16 protein-coding genes and 2 tRNA genes are annotated in these 19,346 nt (G+C 55.3%); 6 read left to right on the top strand and 12 right to left on the bottom strand.

Annotated features, from left to right (window positions below):
* The first annotated feature begins 3 nt into the window (after window positions 1-3).
* Window positions 4-780, top strand: a complete 777-nt coding sequence (locus AMUC_RS07720) for an RluA family pseudouridine synthase (protein WP_012420478.1) — start codon at window positions 4-6, stop codon at window positions 778-780.
* Between the two features lie 12 nt (window positions 781-792).
* Here the strand turns inward: AMUC_RS07720 and AMUC_RS07715 are convergent, their stop codons facing one another.
* From AMUC_RS07715 to AMUC_RS07690, 5 genes are all read right to left on the bottom strand, one after another.
* Complete coding sequence (locus AMUC_RS07715) at window positions 793-1,440, bottom strand: NAD(P)H-dependent oxidoreductase (RefSeq protein WP_012420477.1); 648 nt, start codon at window positions 1,438-1,440, stop codon at window positions 793-795.
* A 336-nt stretch (window positions 1,441-1,776) separates the two neighbouring features.
* On the bottom strand, window positions 1,777-4,164 hold the full coding sequence (locus AMUC_RS07705) for an LPS-assembly protein LptD (RefSeq protein ID WP_012420476.1): 2,388 nt from the start codon (window positions 4,162-4,164) through the stop codon (window positions 1,777-1,779).
* Between the two features lie 79 nt (window positions 4,165-4,243).
* Window positions 4,244-6,154 (bottom strand): NPCBM/NEW2 domain-containing protein, encoded by a 1,911-nt coding sequence (locus AMUC_RS07700; RefSeq protein ID WP_042448087.1) that lies wholly within the window; start codon window positions 6,152-6,154, stop codon window positions 4,244-4,246.
* 18 nt (window positions 6,155-6,172) lie between these two features.
* Window positions 6,173-8,323, bottom strand: a complete 2,151-nt coding sequence (locus AMUC_RS07695) for a hypothetical protein (RefSeq protein ID WP_012420474.1) — start codon at window positions 8,321-8,323, stop codon at window positions 6,173-6,175.
* 143 nt (window positions 8,324-8,466) lie between these two features.
* On the bottom strand, window positions 8,467-9,456 hold the full coding sequence (locus AMUC_RS07690) for a malate dehydrogenase (protein ID WP_012420473.1): 990 nt from the start codon (window positions 9,454-9,456) through the stop codon (window positions 8,467-8,469).
* A gap of 184 nt (window positions 9,457-9,640) precedes the next feature.
* Here AMUC_RS07690 and AMUC_RS07685 point away from each other — a divergent pair, with 184 nt between their 5' ends.
* Window positions 9,641-10,963, top strand: a complete 1,323-nt coding sequence (locus tag AMUC_RS07685) for a UDP-glucose dehydrogenase family protein (protein ID WP_012420472.1) — start codon at window positions 9,641-9,643, stop codon at window positions 10,961-10,963.
* A gap of 109 nt (window positions 10,964-11,072) precedes the next feature.
* Here AMUC_RS07685 and AMUC_RS07680 read toward each other — a convergent pair whose 3' ends face one another.
* Together AMUC_RS07680 and AMUC_RS07675 are read right to left on the bottom strand one after the other, a co-directional pair.
* A complete protein-coding gene (locus tag AMUC_RS07680) occupies window positions 11,073-12,053 on the bottom strand; it encodes an Amuc_1434 family mucin 2-degrading aspartic protease (RefSeq protein ID WP_012420471.1) in 981 nt (326 codons plus the stop codon).
* Between the two features lie 58 nt (window positions 12,054-12,111).
* Window positions 12,112-12,396, bottom strand: a complete 285-nt coding sequence (locus tag AMUC_RS07675; RefSeq protein ID WP_128153877.1) for a hypothetical protein — start codon at window positions 12,394-12,396, stop codon at window positions 12,112-12,114.
* 373 nt (window positions 12,397-12,769) lie between these two features.
* Here AMUC_RS07675 and AMUC_RS07670 point away from each other — a divergent pair, with 373 nt between their 5' ends.
* A complete protein-coding gene (locus AMUC_RS07670; RefSeq protein WP_012420469.1) occupies window positions 12,770-13,201 on the top strand; it encodes a copper resistance protein NlpE in 432 nt (143 codons plus the stop codon).
* A gap of 387 nt (window positions 13,202-13,588) precedes the next feature.
* Here the strand turns inward: AMUC_RS07670 and AMUC_RS07665 are convergent.
* The 3 genes from AMUC_RS07665 to AMUC_RS07655 form a co-directional block, all read right to left on the bottom strand.
* Window positions 13,589-13,665 (bottom strand) — tRNA-Pro (locus AMUC_RS07665).
* 35 nt (window positions 13,666-13,700) lie between these two features.
* Window positions 13,701-13,776, bottom strand: a tRNA-Phe gene (locus tag AMUC_RS07660).
* 132 nt (window positions 13,777-13,908) lie between these two features.
* Window positions 13,909-14,784, bottom strand: coding sequence for a hypothetical protein (locus tag AMUC_RS07655; RefSeq protein WP_012420468.1), 876 nt, complete (start codon window positions 14,782-14,784; stop codon window positions 13,909-13,911).
* 151 nt (window positions 14,785-14,935) lie between these two features.
* On the opposite strand from AMUC_RS07655, the gene AMUC_RS07650 reads away from it, so the two are divergent.
* Together AMUC_RS07650 and tilS are read left to right on the top strand one after the other, a co-directional pair.
* On the top strand, window positions 14,936-15,211 hold the full coding sequence (locus AMUC_RS07650) for a type B 50S ribosomal protein L31 (protein ID WP_035196558.1): 276 nt from the start codon (window positions 14,936-14,938) through the stop codon (window positions 15,209-15,211).
* Window positions 15,212-15,317: 106 nt separating this feature from the next.
* A complete protein-coding gene (tilS, locus tag AMUC_RS12065; protein ID WP_012420466.1) occupies window positions 15,318-16,322 on the top strand; it encodes a tRNA lysidine(34) synthetase TilS in 1,005 nt (334 codons plus the stop codon).
* Here tilS and AMUC_RS07640 read toward each other — a convergent pair.
* Entirely contained in the window at window positions 16,276-17,367 is a 1,092-nt protein-coding gene (locus AMUC_RS07640; RefSeq protein ID WP_012420465.1) for a phosphate acyltransferase, read from the bottom strand. The genes tilS and AMUC_RS07640 overlap by 47 nt on opposite strands.
* A 120-nt stretch (window positions 17,368-17,487) precedes the next feature.
* Between AMUC_RS07640 and AMUC_RS07635 the strand changes: the two genes are divergently transcribed.
* Window positions 17,488-18,321 (top strand): histidinol-phosphatase, encoded by an 834-nt coding sequence (locus AMUC_RS07635; RefSeq protein ID WP_022197570.1) that lies wholly within the window; start codon window positions 17,488-17,490, stop codon window positions 18,319-18,321.
* A gap of 148 nt (window positions 18,322-18,469) precedes the next feature.
* On the opposite strand, the gene AMUC_RS07630 is transcribed toward AMUC_RS07635, so the two are convergent.
* A complete protein-coding gene (locus AMUC_RS07630) occupies window positions 18,470-19,303 on the bottom strand; it encodes a hypothetical protein (protein WP_012420463.1) in 834 nt (277 codons plus the stop codon).
* Between the last annotated feature and the right edge of the window lie 43 nt (window positions 19,304-19,346).

Genomic DNA, 19,346 nt, shown 5'->3' with positions numbered 1-19,346 from the left:
GCCATGTGGATTCCCATTTCCGAAGCACCAATTGCCTGTTTTCCGCACTTTGAGGTGGCGGCGGAATCCGGGGACTGGATTGTGGTGGACAAGGGAGCCCCCCTCATCGTCCACCCGTCCAACGGGAAAAAGGAACCCTGCCTCCTGGAAGGCGTGGAAGCCCTGCTAAGCTATGAAATAGCCAACGGAGCCGCCCTCTCCCTGGTCAACAGACTGGACAGGGAAACCAGCGGTCTGACGCTGGTTGCCAAACACAAAAGGGCGGCCAGGGAGCTGGGAAGAGCCATGCAGCGGCGCCTGATACACAAGGAATATCTGGCAATCGTGCAGGAATGGCCTGAATGGACGGAAACAGCATGCACCGCCCCCATTTTAAGACAGGGGGAAGTCGCGGAAAGCCGCATATGGGTCAAACAGGCCGTGCACCCAGCCGGAAAAGCATGCACTACCGTTTTCCGGAAAGAACGGACATGGAATACACGCCGGGGCCCCCTGGCGCTGGTCCGGTGCATTCCGGAAACGGGACGCATGCACCAGATACGCGTGCATCTGGCGCACCTGGGACATCCCATCCTGGGTGACAAAATTTACGGCCCGTCCGAACATTGCTATCTGGAATACATCCAGCACGGATGGAGCCGGGAACTGGAGGAGCGGCTGGTTCTGCCGCGCCATGCGCTGCATGCCTGCCGGCTGGAATTTCCGTTTGATGAAGAAACCTTCACCGCGGAAGCCCCCCTGCCGGAAGACATGCGGCTACTGCTTGAAACCGGGGATTAGTAAGAAACTCCGTCAGATGACCGGAATGACTTCATCCCGGTCAAAACGTACTTTCGCCAGACGGGCGTACTTATCCGCCTCTTCATTCCGGTAACCCAGAGCCAGGGCGCAAAGCGTGTAATAAGGGGAATTTTCCAGATGAAGAATGCGGTCATAGGCGGCCGGATCCATCCCTTCCAGCGCGCAGGTGTCCACGCGGAGATCCGCGGCGCAGCTCATCATGAACCCGAGGGCAATGTACACCTGCCGTTCCAGCCAGGCTTTCAGCACTTCCGGAGACTTGGAACCCACCAGTTCAAAAATGCGGGCGCGGTACTGGTCCAGGGAGTCCATGGCAACACCGCGCACTTCCACAATACGTTCCAGATAGCGCTGCACGTCTTCCGGCTTGAAATCCCTGCGGGCACAGAAAACCACCAGATGGGAAGCGTCCGTAACCTGGGGCTGTCCCCATGAAACTTCCCTAAGCCGGGAACGCACGGCGGGATCCCGGACATCAAGGAACTTCCACATCTGAAGCCCCAGGGAGGAAGGGCTCAAATGCAGGGATTCCAGAAGGGCTTCCCAGTCCTCCGCCGGAATGCGGCGGTCCGGATTGAATACCTTGGTGGCGTAACGCCATTCCAGCGTCTCGATCAATTCCTGAGCGTTCATATTCATTTATGATTATTCGTGCAGGAAGCCGGACGGTTTTCCGCCGCAGCTTGCTCCATGCCTTGGCATTTTCCCCGTTTCCCTGCCGGAATGCAAGCCAAGGTTCCGGCACAAGCGCGGCAGCGGCTCCTTCCTCTTCTTCCTGTCCGGCACGCTGGAAACAGGCCGCTCCCCACCCTTCCAACCGCATGGCTTTCCGCCTCTTGCCGACCAGCTACATATCTTTCCCTCTCCGGAGCAACACCCCGCACCGGGCAGAACCCATTCTCAAAACGCGAATCCTCTGAAAAAGGAAAAAGCTTCCGGGAAAAACCTCGCAAAAAACCGTGTCCTTTCCGGACATCAAAGGAATTTGACCGGCATATAATCTCCGGTCTGCTGGATGGTAAAGCTGATGCCCAGCCCGAATTCGTTTTTGTTCCCGTTCTTGCGAACGAAAGCGCCCACGCCCAAATACCAGGATCCCATATTGTGGTACACATTGTATTCCTGAATGTCCAGCTTGCCGTCCAACAGGGAAAAACGCCATTTGCCGCTGAAAGCCCAGGCTTCCGAAAAGCGCTGCAAAATACGCAGATCCAGCTGGCTGCTGTCCTCCAGAAGGGAATGCTGGTTCAAATAACGGTGCCCCACGACGAGCTCCGTGGAACGCCATGGCATGAAACGCAGGGAGTTGTTGTATTCACGGCAGCCGGAAATCTTGTCCTTACCCAAAACGGGAGCCTGCATTTCCGACCGGTATTCCATCCAGGGAACGGGATTCCAGCGCATGAATGAAAAAAGGTTGGAAAAATCCCGCTGGTTGACGGGATCATGCAGATAGGCATCCATGAACACATCCCAGGAAAACCAGCGGTGGGAATTAGCGTCCCGGCTGGTCATCAGCATGTTGCGCAATCCATACCGGAAGACAAGCCCCGTGGACAGGGAATCAATCTCCGTGTATCTGCCTATGCTCAAGGATGGGGGATTGGTCGTGGGGGTATCGCCGTCAATCTGGGGATAAAGCTCGCTCAGGCGGTTGGTTTTGACATACGCCAGCGTAAAATGGGGCTGAACAATATGGTTCATGCCGTTCAGCCCAAAGGAATCACTATATACGGAAGAATAACGGCGGGAGAATTTGAAATCGGCATCCGTTCCGGCGTAAAAAATTCCCTGGTTGAGCGGTTTGTAGTCCTCCACGCCGTAATATCCCGTATAGCCTCCGCCCACTTTGGGGGTCAGGTTCAGGAATCCCATGATTTTCTTGGAAACGGAAACCTCATGGAAGGAGTGGAACCTGCTGTAGCTGTCCGTCATCAGCATTCGGGCCCAGTAATCATAGGAAGAAGTTCCGGGGTCCATCCCGTCCAGCATGTTCCGGATTTCCGTCCGCATGAACGGAGGAACGTACTGCTTGAGGAAAGCGAAGCTGGTGCGGCTTTCATACATGACGGGGGAACGGAATACGGGGGACTTGATACGCTCATAACTGAACTCCGTCCGCTGGTCCGCTATGTAGAAATTATTGGGGACAAAACGCTGCAACAGTGAAAAATCATTCGTATCGTCCGTACGGGAAAGAAGCACCGTGTTGTCCGGAGAAGAATTGCGCTGATAAATTTCCGGATAAAAATCGCGGAGCATGTACTCGTCGCTCAACATGTTGATGTTGGCCTTCAACCGCCAGTCCGTGCGGAGATTCACCCTGTGGCTCCACATCTGCTGGAGCGCGAACCTCCACCGGTCCGGGTCCAGATGCTCACGGTACTCATCATCACCGGCGTTGATTTTCACCCCCTTGTCATGGGTTTTGTAAAAGGACAGCCCCGTCATGTCCGGACAATCCTTTTCCAGCAGCACGTCGCGGATGTCCAATCCGTAGGCGAAACCGCGCCGGGTGCGGTAATCTGCATGCAGGGTTCCCAGGTAATCCGCGGAAGGCATGCCGTTGTCCGACCATTTTTTCCCCATCAGGAACCCGTATTCATTCAGGAGGTAAGGCCCCCAGATGGAGCGCATGCCGGGGATGGGAAGATAGCCAACTTCCGGATTAAGGGAATGGCTGAGGTAGGGGAAATAAAAGAAGGGAACGCCACCGTAATAAAGGGTCAGGTTCTTGAAAGAAAACCTGTCTTCCGGATACACTCGTATCCTGTCGGCGGAAATCCAGGTGAGAGGTTCGCTGATGTCTTCCGCCGTGACGGAGGCATTGCGGGCTTCCAGGTAAGTGTTGCCGGCGGCATCCTTCCGGGATTCAAACTTTCCGCTGCGCAGAATCAATCCCTCCATCTTCGCACGGATAGCATCCGTAAGAAGCACTTCGTTCTCCCAGTCAAACTCCGCGCTGTCAGCGCGTACCAGGCTGTTGGTCCTTGTCCTGCCGTCACTCTGGTAAATGGCCAGGTTCCCTTTCAGAAACACCTTGCCCTGGTCCATATCCGCCTGGGCATAATCCGCAAATACCTCCACCCCGGTATCCGTCACCATGTGGACATGCGGTCCTTCAAAAATAACCTTCCTGGATTCCTCCACCCTGATGGCGCCGTCATTGGTAATGGAAATATTGGAGGGAATCTGCGGCATGAGAGTGCCGGAAAGCAGATTGCCCGCCATTTTCCCTCCGGCATTTTCCTGCCCGGTTTCAGAGGAAGGGACGGGCGGCTGCTCCGCAGCCGTTTCTGCAAACAGGGAAGCCCCGGCAACCAGCGCCGCCGCACCCCATAGCTTTGCAATCGTCCCAATCATGGCTAGCCCACAGAACACTATGAGAAAGGGCAAAAGACAAGCCTAATGTCACATTTCTCCGCCAGTGGGGGCAGAAAATTTACCGGGTCAGCATGCCGTTGGCTATAATGCCCCAATCGGCGGCATTGCCGTCTCCGGCGTCATCCACGCGGATTTCCAGCTTCCTGCCGCCCTCTACCGCCGTCTTCACGGGAATGGAGTCCCCGTCCTTGAGCACAGGGGATTCCATAAGCTTCCTGCCGTCCAAATACACGCTGAATTTGACGCTGCCGCGGGAGCCGAAGGGCAGCCCCACATCAGCGCGGAACTCTTTCCAGCGCCCATCCAGGTCATAGGCAAAAACAGCCGGGGCATGAGCCAGAATGAAACGTTCCGGCCTTCCGATTGTCCGGAAGAAAGGCACGGGCCCCAAATCCGACGGGAACAGGACATCCCACAACGGAACGGCCCACCCCACCTGGGCTACGGAAGGCTTGCAGTCATTCAGGCTGATACTGGCGGTTGCCGCAGGAATCTGCGCCGGAACAACTTCCAGCGCGGGCTCCTGGCGCCCCAGAGCGCGCTTCCAGACAGGGAGCCATTCTTTCACTTCAGAACGGGAACCATGCCTGCGTTCCACTTCCGCCAGCGCCTTCCGGGCTTCTTCCGTGCGGCCCCGTATCCACAGATTCTGAACATCCCCGAAATAAACGATCTGGGCCAGAGAAGGGGCCTTGGTTCCCCGGGCATCCATCCACACGGGCAGAGTAATCATGCTGCGCGTGCTGTCGCAATTCAATACGGCCACCCGCATTTCTATAAAACCACCCTTATATCCCGGCCTGCAGATGGTGAGATCAAACTCTCCCTTTTCATCCAGAGAAGCGCCCACGGCATTGGAATCATAATCCGAACCTCCGGGCGGATCCAAATGGGCAACAATGCCATACGCGGGGCGCGTCAGATGAACCCTCCCTTTCAGCCGCAATCCGTCTTTAACGGGAATGGCCTCCAGCCGTTCAAAAGACCCCGGGACATACTTGCCGAGCATACGCCCGAAGGAGGCGTCTGCGGGAAGTTCCGTCTCCACCCCGTTGAACAGGGGAACACTGGCCAGTTTCAAAGCATCCGTCGGCGCCAAATAGGCACCCTTCCCTTCATGGCGCAGCTCGTCGCCGTAGGTGGAATTGCCATGGCCCATCAGGGAAGCTCCGGCGTCGGGGTAATTCCATCCGTCGCCCGTGTGGGGAAGGCCGAAGGAATGCCCCAATTCATGGGCCGTACCGCCTATGTAAATGGTGGCGTTCTTTCCCCTGGTCACCTTGAAACGGCCGCCCTGCATCATTTCCGTATCCAGAAAGCTGGCGGGATCCAGCCCTTCCTGGTCACAGGTCCACCCCGTGCCCTGGTGGCTGAAGCCGCCGCCGTAATAAGGACCCACGCCGTCCGGAAGCTGGCAAACGACCAGCACATGTTCCTTCTCAATATCAATCCCCTTGGAAGCCAGCACCTTCCTGGCGGCTTCCCGGGAGACGGGGCCGGAGCTCTGCACGCTCATCTCGCTCATGGGTTTATCCACATAGGCATCATGAATAACCAGCTTGCCCCGTTCATCCAAATCCAGCTGGAATGTGAGCGGAGGGAAACCGTTGGCCTGCATCTGGTCCGCATAATATGCCTGAATATTCTTCAGAATATGATCATACCGTTCCCGGTATCCTTCAAGGGCAGGCCTGTCCTTGAACGTTACGTAAACCACATGCAATTTTCTGGAAGACTTCGGTTTGCCCCGATGATAGGCGCTCAGCGTTTTCCAGGCGGCACGGGCATTGGCGGCATCCCTGGGATTAACCGTCCAGCTGACGGGCAGACGGGTAAACTCCGCTCCCTCCCTGTCCGAGGAGGCAGGAACAGATGCCCTGGAAGCTGACTCCTCATCCATCCCCATGGCAGGAACACTCCATATCCCGGACCCCAGGACCAGCAACAAGGCAAAAAAACGTTTCGACATAACATTCATGAACTAATATCAGGATATACGGGTAAACCGAAGGTGTTTTATCACCATATCATTCACCAGACGATTCATATTTTCGGAAAAGGAATCATACACCACTTCCACACGGCAGGGACCGGGCGTCATCACCGTTTCCACTGCCGTTGAATAAATAAAATACTCCCAGTTTCCGGAACGGGACGTATGGGGGAAAGCCAGCGTGCCTGCGCGCCTGCCGTTCAGGTACAGACTGCGCAGGGCGCAGGTATTCCCGTCTGAAACATCATAAGTGCCGTTAGCGAAAAAGGCGTCCACCCGGTACACTCCGGGCTTATCTATATTGACATTGTAACAAAGAGCGTCCGGGGATTCCGTGACGCGGGAAAACCAGACTTCATCCCCGCTCAAGCCGCAGGGGCGCGTCTCCATGCGGGAATCCGCAGAAGGATAATCATTGGGTTCATTAAGATAAGACTCCCTCCCATCCAGAGCGACTGCCATCACCTGGAAAGACACGTCCCCCCGGCCGGGTGCGGGGATATAATGGCAGTACTCCGTTTGAGACACAGGGATGCCATTCCGGTAAACACGGTAATAATCGGCTCCTTCCACAGACTCCCATGCAATACCATGGCGCGCCGCCTTCCACGCAGGAGACTCCAGGCTGCTGCCCATGCGGGTTAAATTCACCGCCCCTTCATCCTCTTCTCCGCCGTCCAGCTCCAATTTCACAAAAACGCGCCCCTTCATGCCCGGCAAAAGGACGGGAGGGGCCTCCTGCCCGTTGACCAGGCACCGCGCTATCCGGTGCCCGCAGCCCTGCAGAAACACATCTACCGTCATGCCGCGGTATTCCAGCCCGGACAACTCATGAACGCCTTCAAAAGACTTTGGAACGCAAGGACGGAATTCCAGAGAATCCGGAGACAGACGGATGCCGAACAATCCCTTGTAAAAACAGCCCAGCATGCCGGCAATACTCCAGAGCTGGCTATCCGAACTGAGCAGCAGCCCCTCATCCAGCCCCGTTTCCAGAAGGACATTTTCCTTGTTCGTGCCGCACAACAGGGCGGCACGGACCATGCAGGCGACCGCCAGCGCCAGGGCAGATTCATTCTCCACCGCCGCCGCGGCCTGCGCATAATAGCCCTCCAGGAAAGGCCACATGGCGCGGTTATGGTAGGCGGGCACGCTATCAGGCATCTGGGGATGGATGCAGGGAATGCCATAAACGCCATGAGGAAGGGAGGCAACCATCCCGGCGGCATGGGAACCGCCAGCCTGCCCCAGAAGGACGCAAAGCAGATTGCCCAGGGAATCCACCTTCTCCGACAGTACGGGATACCCGCGTCCGTACAGGTACTGCCCGTACAGGACATGTTCCGGAATCCTGAAAAAACGCTCAATAACCGCGGCCAGGGAAACGCTCTTCTCCTCCCACTCCCGGGCCTTCTCCTCCAGCCCCAGCTCCCGGAACATCCGCGCCAGAATCTTGCGGGCCTCCGCATGCAGGAGCATGGTGGACAGGCTGCAAGAATCCCCAATATCGGCAGAAGTCATCCACGCAGGGTAGCTCTGCTCCCTCCAGTCCAGCACGGACGATTCCCCCTTCATCAAGCCGCCCGTGGCCGCAAGCACCTGTTCATCCCTCATGCATGTCTTTTCCATCACTCGGCAGGAAAGGGACAGCCAGTCGGCATCCCCCGTCAGGCAGTAAACTTCCCACGCAGCCATCCCCCACACCACACGGTCGGAAGAAATGGGCCAGGAACCGCCCGTGCCGGTATCCTGCTCCACCTCCCCGTTCCGGACCCGTGCATTCAGACTGTTCATACAGGCACGGACATTCCACAACCCCAATCCCAGATGGGTGGAATAGGAAATATCCCGGGTCCACACAGTAGGCCAGTTGGCTCCCGTCCGGAACATCCCTTCTTCATTAAGCAGGGCTCCAGCCTCATGCAACGCCAGGCCGTAAGCCTGATTAAGCACTTCAAAATTTCCCCGGTAATGCGGGGCGTTCCCGGCTTCCGGAAAGATGCGCCACTCGGAATAGCGGCCGTTTTTCATGGTTTTCACCTGACCGTCCGGCTGTACCTCCGCCCAATGCGCGGCATCCTGGCGCAAGGAATTTCCGGTCAGCGTAAAAGCCTCTCCCCTGTATAATATGCGGTCCTGATCCATAAACTAGCGGATGCTGCATCCATCGTTTTTTTTAACACGGAAGAAAACTTCTGTCCCGCAGAAAATGAGGTTTATGGAATCTTCAGGACATAAAAAACCGGGCTTCCCGAAAACGGGAAACCCGGCGCAAGAGCAAATCAACATTAATGCTTCAACAAAGAGGAAACAGCGTCACGTTCTTCCTTCAGTTCATTAACGGTAGCGTCAATTTTTTCACGGGAGAACGCATCAACCGGCAGCCCCTGCACGATTTCCCAGCCGCCATCCTTGGTGGTGCGGACCGGGAAGGAGCAGATAAGACCTTTTTCAATGCCGTAGGAACCGTCGGAGCAAACGGCCACGGAATACCAGTCGCCTTCCGGAGTCTGGGTAGCCAGGCTGCGGACGGTATCCACGGCTGCGGAAGCGGCGGAAGCGGCGGAAGAAGCGCCGCGTGCCTTGATAATGGCGGCACCGCGCTGCTGCACGGTGGTAATGAAATCGCCCTTAAGCCATTCCGTATCCTTGATGACTTCCGTCACAGGCTTTCCGCCAATCCTGGCGTTGGTGAAATCAGGGTACTGGGTGGAGGAATGATTGCCCCAGATGGCCATGTTGGTCACTTCCGTCACATGGACGCCGGCCTTTTCCGCAAGCTGGCTCTTGGCACGGTTTTCATCCAGGCGAGTCATGGCAAAAAAGCGGTCGGAGGGAACGCCGCTCGCATTGTGCATGGCAATAAGGGCATTCGTATTGCAGGGGTTGCCGACCACCAGCACACGCACATCCTTGGCGGCGCTGCGGGCAATGGCCTGCCCCTGGCCGATGAACACCTTGCCGTTGATATCCAGCAGGTCCTTGCGTTCCATACCGGCCTTGCGGGGAACGGAGCCTACCAGCAGGCACCAGTTGGCGCCGGCGAACGCTTCATCAGGATCGCTGGTCGGGACAATTTCATTAACCAGCGGGAACGCGGCGTCACGCAACTCCATCACCACCCCTTCCAGAGCATTCATGGCCGGGGGAATTTCCAGCAGGCGCAGGTTGATCGGCTGATCCGGCCCCAGCATGCTGCCGGAGGCAATACGGAACAGAAGGGAATAGGCAATTTGGCCGGCGGCTCCTGTAACGGTAACGGTGATAGGTGTTTTCATAACGTTCAAATTAAAATAAACAGATATTTTCCTGTCTGGTCACGGTTATACCACAAGGAAAGGAGGCGCTCAATCAGGAACTTTTTATTTTGACAGAAAAAATTCCCTATCCCATAATGCTCAGGGGTTGACTGCTCTTACTTTTCCATACAGTTAAGTTTTTACCAATATTTACGCTAACACTATGAATTTAACAATTATCGGCAGTGGTTACGTGGGGCTGACCACAGGCACCTGTTTTGCCGAAATGGGCCATCACGTCATTTGCGTGGATAATAATACGGAAAAAATACGTACTCTTCAATCCGGGGCCATCCCCATTTACGAGCCCAAGCTGGAAGAGCTCGTGAAAAAAAACGTAGCCGTGGGGCGGCTGGAATTTTCCCCTTCCATCGCCGCTTCCATTGCGGAAAGCGAAGTCATCTTCATCGCCGTGCCCACGCCGCCCAATACGGATGGTTCCGTGGACCTGACCTACATTGAAAAAGTGGCCAGGGAAATCGCCCAGGCGCTCCAACCAGAAATGGGATACAAGGTCATTGTGGACAAATCCACCGTACCCGTCAAAACCGGGGAAAAAGTCAGCCAGACCATCAAGCACTATGCGGGGCCGAATGTTCAGTTCGACATTGTCTCCAATCCAGAATTCCTGAGGGAAGGATGCGCCGTGGACGACCTGCTGCACCCTGACCGCATTGTCATTGGAGCCAACTCGGAACAGGCCATGAACGTCATCAAGCGCGTTTACCAGCCCATTCATGCCCCCATTCTGGAAACGGACGTCAACTCCGCGGAACTCATCAAGCACGCAGCCAACTCCTTCTTGGCTCTGAAAATTTCCTACATTAACGCTGTCGCCAAGGTCTGTGAAAAAACGGGCGCAGACGTGGAACTGGTGGCGGAAGGCATCGGCATGGACAAACGCATCTCACGCCACTTTCTCAACGCGGGGCTGGGCTACGGCGGGTCCTGCTTCCCGAAAGACGTCAAAGCCTTCATCAACATCAGCCGCACGCTGGGCATTCCCTTCACCCTGTTGGAGGAAGTGGAACACATCAATGATACCCAGCATATCCACTTCCTGGACAGAATTCGGGACCGCCTGTGGGTCCTCAAGGACAAAAAGATAGCCGTTTGGGGCCTTGCCTTCAAACAGAACACGGACGACGTCCGGGAATCCATCGCCCTGAAACTATGTGAAAAACTCTGCGGGGAAGGAGCCATTGTCACCGCTACGGACCCCAAAGCCATGCACACGGCGGCCCCCATTCTGAACCCTATGGGGGTCAAACTGGTGGAAGACATGTACGAATGCGCCCGGGATGCGGAAGTTCTGGTCATCGCCACGGAATGGAGCGAATATGCGAATGCGGATCTGCAGAAACTCGCCGGAGTCATGCGCAACCGCATCATCTTTGACGGAAGAAACATCCTCTCCCCGGCAAACCTCCGGGCCGTAGGATTTGAATACCACTCCGTGGGCAGACCCTCCGTTGAAGAAGCCTGACTGCCTCCGGGAACCGTCCCGGCTTCAAACGTCCCCATATGTAAAAGGCCTCCGGCACATTCAACGCACCGGAGGCCTTTGTCATGTATTCGCTAATCCTGTTGGCCGGTCAAAACTCAAATAGCAGCCCCGCACGCAAATAAAAACCGGGGTCATAATGGTATTTTTCCAAATCATGGCTTCCGTTGCTTGTCTTGATAGTGCCGGAATTCCCGAAGGAAAAACCGACATCCGCCACCAGCCTGGGGCGCACGCTGCCCCAGTGACCCAACCCCACATCGGCGCCTATGCCGGCGACGCCGGAAATCCATGCAAACTGGCGGACGCGGCGGTCATGGTGAATCGTCCATGTGCCGGACACCACGGAAACGAAGGGTCCCCACTTCAACCCATCGCTCACCTTGTTGATATAGGAAAGGCGGGCCCCTTCCAGCTGAAGCGTCCAATTGCGGGAAGCTTCCCATTTAAACTGGATAAGGGGCAGGAAAGGATAATCCCCAAGCTGCGGATAACAGCCGATGCCGATTCCATAGCTGAACCGGTCGTTCAAGGGGCCTGCCAGAAGAACATGGCCTCCCAAGAAAATATTATGGCTCGTCCATGTATCGAAATCCGTGGAAATCTGGGGCGTCACACCGAAAACCAGGCGCGTCTTCCCCGTGATGGCATAGGAGGCGTTCACATTCAGCCAAATCGTGTACAGCCGGTCCACATCCATCTCATCCGCTCCTTTTCCATTAAACCAGCTCAGACGCAAGGCCGCCGTAGAAGAAAAATTCCAGGAACCGCTGGACATCCTGCACAAATTCAAATCCGTCATCCAATTCTGGATATCCACGCTTCCGCGCCCGTTTCTGGAATCCATGGGGCCAAGCAATTCAAAATAGGACTGCGTGGGGAAAACAGGCTTGGAGGCGGATTCCCCCGCCGGAGCCGGAGCGCTGTCGTAGCCGCCGGAATAAGCCTCTGCATAAAAACCGGTATCGTATCCATCAGAAGAATCGGAATCCGGATAAGGCTGGGTATTCGCCTGAGCGGTCAAAACAATGCCGGACGCAAAAAAGAGACTCGATAAGAATCGAAGGAGCATGACCGGAAAGTATACATACGCGCGCACGCGGTCAATCAAAAGATATACAAATGACTAATTAACCGCCTCCATTCCCAAACAGAACCGCAACCATAATCATCACGAGGACAAGAAGCAAGTACCACCGGGCAATCTTGCTGCCCCGGAAACACGCTCCCGCACAAACAAGAGAGGCGGCAAAACAAACCGCCGCGGCCAAAAGCATCACCTGCGCCAGCAAGGGAAAATCCAGCGCCCCCGCACCCGCCGCCAGAAGTGTTCCCGTTACATACCCGCCAAACGACCACCTCAACCCCGCCAGCCAGGAAACGGAAAATGTCTTTTGTCGGACGGGCCTCATCAAGCCACTCTGCAAGCCTTCTTCCTAATCTCAAGCAAAAAATCCAGCCTTCTCGGCAATATCTGCAAAGAGAGGGCTTCCCCAGACACTCGGCTCCCCTCAAAAAAAACAACATCTTCGCAAAACGGACTACAAAACACTCCATCCCGGTTAGAAAACTCTTCTTCCGGCAAAGTTGAATAAAAACGGGATAAATTACTTAATCCGGCATTCATCAATACTCGCGGGCTCCATGAAAAGAAAATATCTTGCCCCTTCCATAGACTTTCATCATATTACGGCAAAACCGGAAAAACAGGAAACGAACGTACTCCCTTCCCTGCCCCATTGGATCAAGCATCGCACGTCACAAACCACCAGCTGAAAAAAACTTGTCATGAAAATAAATTTTTTATGGACCGCATGTTTAATTGCCATAACCGGCTGTGATTCCCCCCAAAATCATCATTCTCGAATTGAGAGCGGCGAAACAAAAACAGAAAAACAGTTGGAGAATTTAAATTTTTACGGCACTTATGAAGGAATTCTTCCTGCTGCCGATTGTGAAGGAATCAGGACGGCGTTAACATTAAACAACGATAACACTTATGTGTTGAGAAGCGAATACATAGGAGAAAAAGACGCTATTTTCGAATCAAAAGGCTCTTATCATTTCATCAATGGCCGCCTGATGGAACTGGCCCAATCCTCTTCCAATGAAAAATCTTATTATAAAATACTTGATGGAAGCAAAGTAATGCTGTCAGACAAAGAAGGCACAGTCAATCAGGGCGTCCTGGCCGAATATTATATACTAAAAAAGAAATAAAACTATTTCTATCATCTATCATTTTCTCCATTCCGCCGCACCTCCCACCCCGCGGCGGTTTTCTTTACACCGTTTTTCAGCCCGGCACATTAACAAATCTTATTCATCCGCCCCGCCGTCAGAAAAAATCCGGGCCGCCGGGACCAGGCTTTCGTCAGCACACGGGTGTTACAAGAACTTTGCATCGCCTTTCTGTCCGCGTTGTTTCGGACACAAAAGATTTCCGGCTTTTTTAACTGGCTGCAGGTTCGGCCGCCCCGCCGCAACAGGGGTGTTTTTCATCTTTCCAGGCATACCCCGCTTCCACTCCATCTATTTTACGGACAACCACCAGGGAACAGCTCAAAAAACAAAACCCGTAAATCATTTGATCCACAGGCTTTAAAATGGTCGGGAAGACAGGATTCGAACCTGCGACATCCTGCTCCCAAAGCAGGCGCTCCACCAGGCTGAGCTACTTCCCGTATAAAAAGGAGGGATTAGAAATTGGGAGAAAAAATGGTGGCTCGGGACGGGATCGAACCGCCGACACGGGGATTTTCAATCCCCTGCTCTACCGACTGAGCTACCGAGCCACTTGCCTGCACGCAGAATGTGCTTGCGGGGCAGAATCTATCATCCTCTTCCCAATATTGCAACCACAAAATATTATTTTTTCAACTTCCCTGTATTTTGCCGCGCTCCATAGCAGGAATCCGCCCAGCCAATCAGGAGGAAGCCTGCGCCAGAATACCGCTCAACAGCAATGGGAAAATCAGTGCCGCCCAGGATAGCGTGTGCAGGAGGAGGGGAGGCATGTTCATCTTCAGCCTGTCCAGCACAAACATGAATGCCCCCGCCATTGCCAGCCCATAATAAATCCACGCATCCCCGGTATATTCCCTGGCGGCGGCGGCCAGACAGAATACAACGTAAATGACTATCACCCCCATCCATACCAGGGATACCATGTCGCGGTCGGCGGAATCCTGCCCGTCCTCATCCTCTTCTTCGCTCCACCGTTTGCGGCTGAACATGCAGAGGATGACCAGCGCTACCAGATACCAGGTGGGTTCGGAAAGCTGGCCTCCCCAGCCGCCGCCTACCGTCCCGTAAAAGTAGGCCGGTATTCCGGCACCCGTAGCGAAGGAAACGGCGGCAAAAAACGCCCCCATGACGAATCCGGAAGACAGGCTCCCTTTCTGATGAGGGTTGGAAGAGAAATAGAGAAAGAGCAGACTGCAGACGCCAGGCAGAAAGGCAAATTGAAAAATAACCACACCCAATTGGAAAAACATGATCCAAAGCCCCGTCACGGCCGCCACCATAATGAGCAGGGAGATAACGAAACAATGCTTTTTGGCAAAAAGCAGGCATTCATCCGTGTAGACAGCGGAACCGCCCCGGAATATTTTCAGCACCCGGTCCAGCATATTGACGCACCAGACAGCCACAAACAGGAATTGATACAGCCAGGGGGAGGAAACTACCACCAGATGGGACTGGCTGACGGCAAAAGCCCAGGCAATGGCGGCAGAAGGGATTTCCAATCCCATCAGGGAAAACCACGCCCACCAGGGGGGCCTCTTCAACACCTGCTCCATTTTTCCGTCATATCATCTCCACAACCGTTCCTTCCGCAAGCTCCCGAACCGTCATCCACAAACTTCCTTATTTTTACGCGGGGATGCTTGACATGCAATGAAACATATTTATACTTGCGTTCCCCTTGCGTCGGAAACGCAATACATCACCATGAAGAAAGATATTCACCCCCAGTATAATCCGGTCGTTTTTGTTGACATCACCACCGGACGCCGCTTCATCACCCGTTCCACTGTTCGTTCTCCCAAGACGGAAGTTATTGACGGGGTTGAACATTTCGTGGTTTCCTGCGGTATCACCTCTGATTCCCACCCGTTCTTCACCGGCAAGAACCAGTTTGTGGACACGGAAGGCCGCATCGACAAATTCCAGAAGCGCTTCGGCACCGTCCGCCGCAGCGGAGGCAAGCCCAAGCTCAACAAGTAAGAACTGCCTTCAGCAATTTTCCAACCCCGTTTCCTTCCCGGAAAACGGGGTTTTTATTTGCAGGCTTCCTTTGATCTCTTTTTCCTGATTCACTCGCAGCAGCACCATGTTGACACCGGACCATTTTGACAGCCAGTCCGCGGAACTCCTCCGCTCCGGCCGCCCCGTCCTTGCCGGAATCAGCGGGGGGAGGGACTCCATGGCTTTGCTTTCCCTGCTGTCCGGCATGCCGGGATGCAATCTGGTTGCATGCCATGTAAATCACCAGCTGCGTCCGGAAGCGGAGGAAGAGGAAATGTTTGTGCTCCGTTACGCCGCCTCCCTGGGTATTCCCTGTGTCCGGGAACGCGTCAATGTCCGCAGTATGGCCCATACCCGCGGAATAGCCATTGAAGAAGCGGCCAGGGAAGCCAGGCAGGCCTCGTTTCTGAAATGGGCCGCCGGTTACCCGGGGGCTCTCGTGGCTCTGGCCCACCACCGGAACGACCAGCAGGAAACGGCCCTTCTTCACCTCTGCCGCGGTGCCTCCGGCATTCACGGTATGTTCCCCGTCTCCACCTGGGCCAACGGATTGACCGTCGTACGCCCCATGCTGGATTTTTCCCGGGAGGATATCACCTCCTATCTGGAGCATCGCCATATTCCATGGAGGGAAGATTCCAGCAACCAGTCTGCCGAATATACCAGGAACGCCCTGCGCCATGAGATTATTCCCAAATTGAATGCGCTGTTCCAAAGGGACACCAGCCTTCCCTTTTCACGTGCCTGCCACCTGGAAAATCAAATCCGCACGGCGCTTTCCCAGGCGCTGGACTCCATGAACCTGACAGATCCCCAGGGGCGCCTGTTCTTGCCGAAAATCAACCTGCTTCCTGCGGAGCTGAGACAATGCGCCGTGCATGATTACCTGCGCCGGCAACATATTCCGGACCTGACGGAAGACGCCGTACTCCGGGTAATGGACATCCTGAATACGGACGGCCCTTCCCGAACTTCCCTGCCCGGCGGAAAACTGGCCGTACGCAAGGAAAAGCGCCTGCTGGTCACGGACACGCCGCGCCCGGTCAATAAAGCGGAGCAACCCCCTGCGGATACAACAGGTGGAATTTAATGGCTTCATTCCCCACCACCAGCGCAGTACCGAACATCCTGTCTTCATCTGTCAGCCGCGGCAGCTGGGCAATCGGGAAGAGCAGACCGCCCAGAATAAGGCCATAGTTGTATACGGACGGCATCATGCACAACAGTTTTTTGGAGATATCCGCAGCATCCAGAGTCGGGAAGACCCAAACCTCACTTGGCTGAAGCATGGAGTTGCGGTGCACGCGCACGCTGTAGGAATCTGACGACAGAGCGGCATCAATCTGGATTTCCCCCTCTATGGAGATTTCATTGTTCAGGCAATCCTTCTGCACCATGCTCTTCGCCAGCGCCGCAGCGGCCCTGGTGCGGTCCGCAGCCAGTTCCGGAACGGAGCCCGAAGTGGACGCGCTCAGCATGGCGACGCGAACGCTTTTACCCAGCATGTGGCGGGCCATTTTGGCCGTCTCTACGGCAAAATAGGCCATATTTTCCACCGTGGGTTCAGGGTTTACCCCGGTATCCGCCAGAAAATAGACGCCGCGGCCGCCGAATTTCTTGGAAAATTCGGGAACGAGCACAATGGAAATGGCAAACAGGGGCTTGGTGGGAACGGGATCCTGCCTGTACTTGTTTACTGCGCGGAAAACGGAAGCCACCCTTTTCATGTTCCCGGCCACAATGGCGTCCGCCTGGCCGTAGAGCACCATCATGGCGGCAAAATGAACCGGTTCGGAAACAATTTCACGGGTATTCATAGGCAACCCGTTGCCGAACATCTGCTCCGCCCGTTCATAACGGTCGCAGAACATCTGAAGATCCGAGCTTTTTTCCGGTTCAATGATACGGACGAATTTCAGGGAAATTCCGTTCATTTCCGCCATTCTCGTGATGACTTCCCTCCTCCCCAGCAGGATAGGCGCGCCGGCCTGCTCTTCCACAAAGCGCTGGGACACGCGCAGCACGCGGACATCCTCCCCTTCCGGAAAAACAATGCGCTTGGGGTGGCGCTTCAGGTTATCCAGGAGCGGCCCAGTAAAATCATTCAGCGGGGAAAAGCCTTGCCAGTCACTCATATGTCACGTGTCCTATTTAACGCAACTCTAAAAAATCCTGTCCATAAAATCAACTCATAAAGTCAAAGACGGCAAATAATGAACAAAGACATCCCTCCGGGTTGAACCGTCCGCTCCGCCATGCTAGCATGGGCATTCCCCTCCATGTACTGCGATTACCATACCCATACCCCCCTGTGCCTGCACGCCTCCGGCACTCCGCAGGAATATGTGCAGGCAGCCGTCCGAGCCGGACTCCGGGAATACGGCATTTCAGACCATGCCCCGATGCCTGGGGAACCTTTTGACGACTGGCGCATGAAGCAGGCGGACATGCCGGCCTACCTGGACTGGCTCACGGAAGCCCGTGAATGCGCCGCGCTGCACGGACTGACGGTCCGTTCCGCTCTGGAATGCGACTGGTTTCCCGGCATCGAACCATGGATAGAGCACCTGCAGGGCCTGCACGCATGGGATTACCTGATCGGTTCCGTCCATTATCTGGGGGAAAAGGAGGAATTCGACAATCCCCACAGAATGGATTTCTGGCACCGGACGGATGTGGAGGACGCATGGGAACAGTATTGGGAACGCTTCCGGAACATGGCCGCCTCCGGAATGTTCCACATCATGGGGCACGCGGACCTGATTAAAAAATTCGGCTTCCGCCCTTCTGGAGACCTGCGCCGTTATTATGAACCGTCGCTGGAAGCCATGCGGGAAACCGGAGCCTGCCTGGAACTTAACACAGCCGGTTGGCACAACAAGTGCGGGGAACAATATCCGGACGGGCAATTCCTGAAAATGGCGGCGGAGGCGGGAATTCCCCTCACCATCAGTTCAGACGCCCACAGGCCGGAGGATGTAGGGCGGGATTTCAAGCGGGCCGGGGAACTGGCCCGGCAGGCAGGATTCAGGCATCTGGCCTCCTTCCAGGGGGGCCGCATGAAACTGTTCCCCCTGCCCGGAATCTGATGCTTTCCCTCCGCGGCAAAGGAATGTTCCGGCAGGCCTTGGCGGCAGCCGCACGGGCGGCCTGTTCCCCGTATTCCCATCCGTCCGTCCCTTTTTCCAGTAAACGGCACAGGCCCATGGACAGAAAAGGGAACGCTCCGGAGCATCTTTAACTTCTGTACAAACTCGGCTTTACGGGCAAAGGTATCGGACTCGGAGGCACGGGACGGGGAGGGGGCGGCTGGGGCCGGATAATGACAGGCGGCGGCGGGTAATTCCACGTCCTGATAATCGGAGGGACAATGATGCGTTCCGTTCTCGGCTGGCTGGCCACCTCCCTCACTTCCCCCTGCAATTGGGAAACCTGCTTATTCAAATCTGCAATCTTCTTCTGGGTACCGTCTTTCAAGGCCAGGTATTTCTTCTCCAAATCCTGCCAATACTGTTCTGCGGTTTCCCTTTTTTTACGGATGGCGTTTATCTGCTCCTGATAGGCTGCCGCCCTTGCGCGGAAAACGCGGGCGTCTTCCGGCAAACCCACACGGTCCGCTTCCAGGGCATTCCACTGCAGAGCCATAACCTCCGCCTCCACCTTGGTAAGTTCCCCCATCAGCAAAAACATGCGGGAAATATCCGCCCCTTCCAGATAGCGGGGATGCCGCTCCGCCTCAGACAGGGACTCCCGGATCTTCCTGGCTTCTTCATCGGCCGCCTTCCTGGCTTCTTCCGCCTTCTTTCTGCGCGCCGCTTCCTCCATCCTTCGCTGGTCCAGCCTGGCCTTCACTTCATCCGGCGTCATCCTGTAATCCCTTTGCTGGGCATCCGTCAAATCTTTATAGGAAACCTTGGCCACCCCGTCCGTGTACTGGATATTGACAAAATCATCTCCGGAAGACACCACAACGGCGTCTTTCAGCACCCTGCCGGACCGCAGGGACATATTTTCCGCCAGGGCGGCAGGAGCCAGGAGGCATAAGATCAACAAACGGGTTCCTGTTTTCATATGATTAACCTCTTCTACGTTGGTAAGAGGCGCAAGGAAAGGA

The sequence above is a fragment of the Akkermansia muciniphila ATCC BAA-835 genome (genome assembly GCF_000020225.1).
Classification (GTDB): domain Bacteria; phylum Verrucomicrobiota; class Verrucomicrobiia; order Verrucomicrobiales; family Akkermansiaceae; genus Akkermansia; species Akkermansia muciniphila.
Note: the sequence above shows the minus strand (reverse complement) of the source record. Positions and strands in the feature narration are given on the sequence as shown.

Excerpts from the sequence above, each read along its gene's own strand:
- AMUC_RS07635 (WP_022197570.1), top strand. The coding sequence starts at position 17,488 with ATGCTAGCATGGGCATTCCCCTCCATGTACTGCGATTACCATACCCAT.
- AMUC_RS07720 (WP_012420478.1), top strand. The coding sequence starts at position 4 with ATGTGGATTCCCATTTCCGAAGCACCAATTGCCTGTTTTCCGCACTTT.
- AMUC_RS07715 (WP_012420477.1), bottom strand. The coding sequence starts at position 1,440 with ATGAATATGAACGCTCAGGAATTGATCGAGACGCTGGAATGGCGTTAC.
- AMUC_RS07695 (WP_012420474.1), bottom strand. The coding sequence starts at position 8,323 with ATGGATCAGGACCGCATATTATACAGGGGAGAGGCTTTTACGCTGACC.
- AMUC_RS07700 (WP_042448087.1), bottom strand. The coding sequence starts at position 6,154 with ATGTCGAAACGTTTTTTTGCCTTGTTGCTGGTCCTGGGGTCCGGGATA.
- AMUC_RS07690 (WP_012420473.1), bottom strand. The coding sequence starts at position 9,456 with ATGAAAACACCTATCACCGTTACCGTTACAGGAGCCGCCGGCCAAATT.
- AMUC_RS07630 (WP_012420463.1), bottom strand. The coding sequence starts at position 19,303 with ATGAAAACAGGAACCCGTTTGTTGATCTTATGCCTCCTGGCTCCTGCC.
- tilS (WP_012420466.1), top strand. The coding sequence starts at position 15,318 with ATGTTGACACCGGACCATTTTGACAGCCAGTCCGCGGAACTCCTCCGC.
- AMUC_RS07685 (WP_012420472.1), top strand. The coding sequence starts at position 9,641 with ATGAATTTAACAATTATCGGCAGTGGTTACGTGGGGCTGACCACAGGC.
- AMUC_RS07680 (WP_012420471.1), bottom strand. The coding sequence starts at position 12,053 with ATGCTCCTTCGATTCTTATCGAGTCTCTTTTTTGCGTCCGGCATTGTT.
- AMUC_RS07670 (WP_012420469.1), top strand. The coding sequence starts at position 12,770 with ATGAAAATAAATTTTTTATGGACCGCATGTTTAATTGCCATAACCGGC.
- AMUC_RS07655 (WP_012420468.1), bottom strand. The coding sequence starts at position 14,784 with ATGGAGCAGGTGTTGAAGAGGCCCCCCTGGTGGGCGTGGTTTTCCCTG.
- AMUC_RS07650 (WP_035196558.1), top strand. The coding sequence starts at position 14,936 with ATGAAGAAAGATATTCACCCCCAGTATAATCCGGTCGTTTTTGTTGAC.
- AMUC_RS07705 (WP_012420476.1), bottom strand. The coding sequence starts at position 4,164 with ATGATTGGGACGATTGCAAAGCTATGGGGTGCGGCGGCGCTGGTTGCC.
- AMUC_RS07640 (WP_012420465.1), bottom strand. The coding sequence starts at position 17,367 with ATGAGTGACTGGCAAGGCTTTTCCCCGCTGAATGATTTTACTGGGCCG.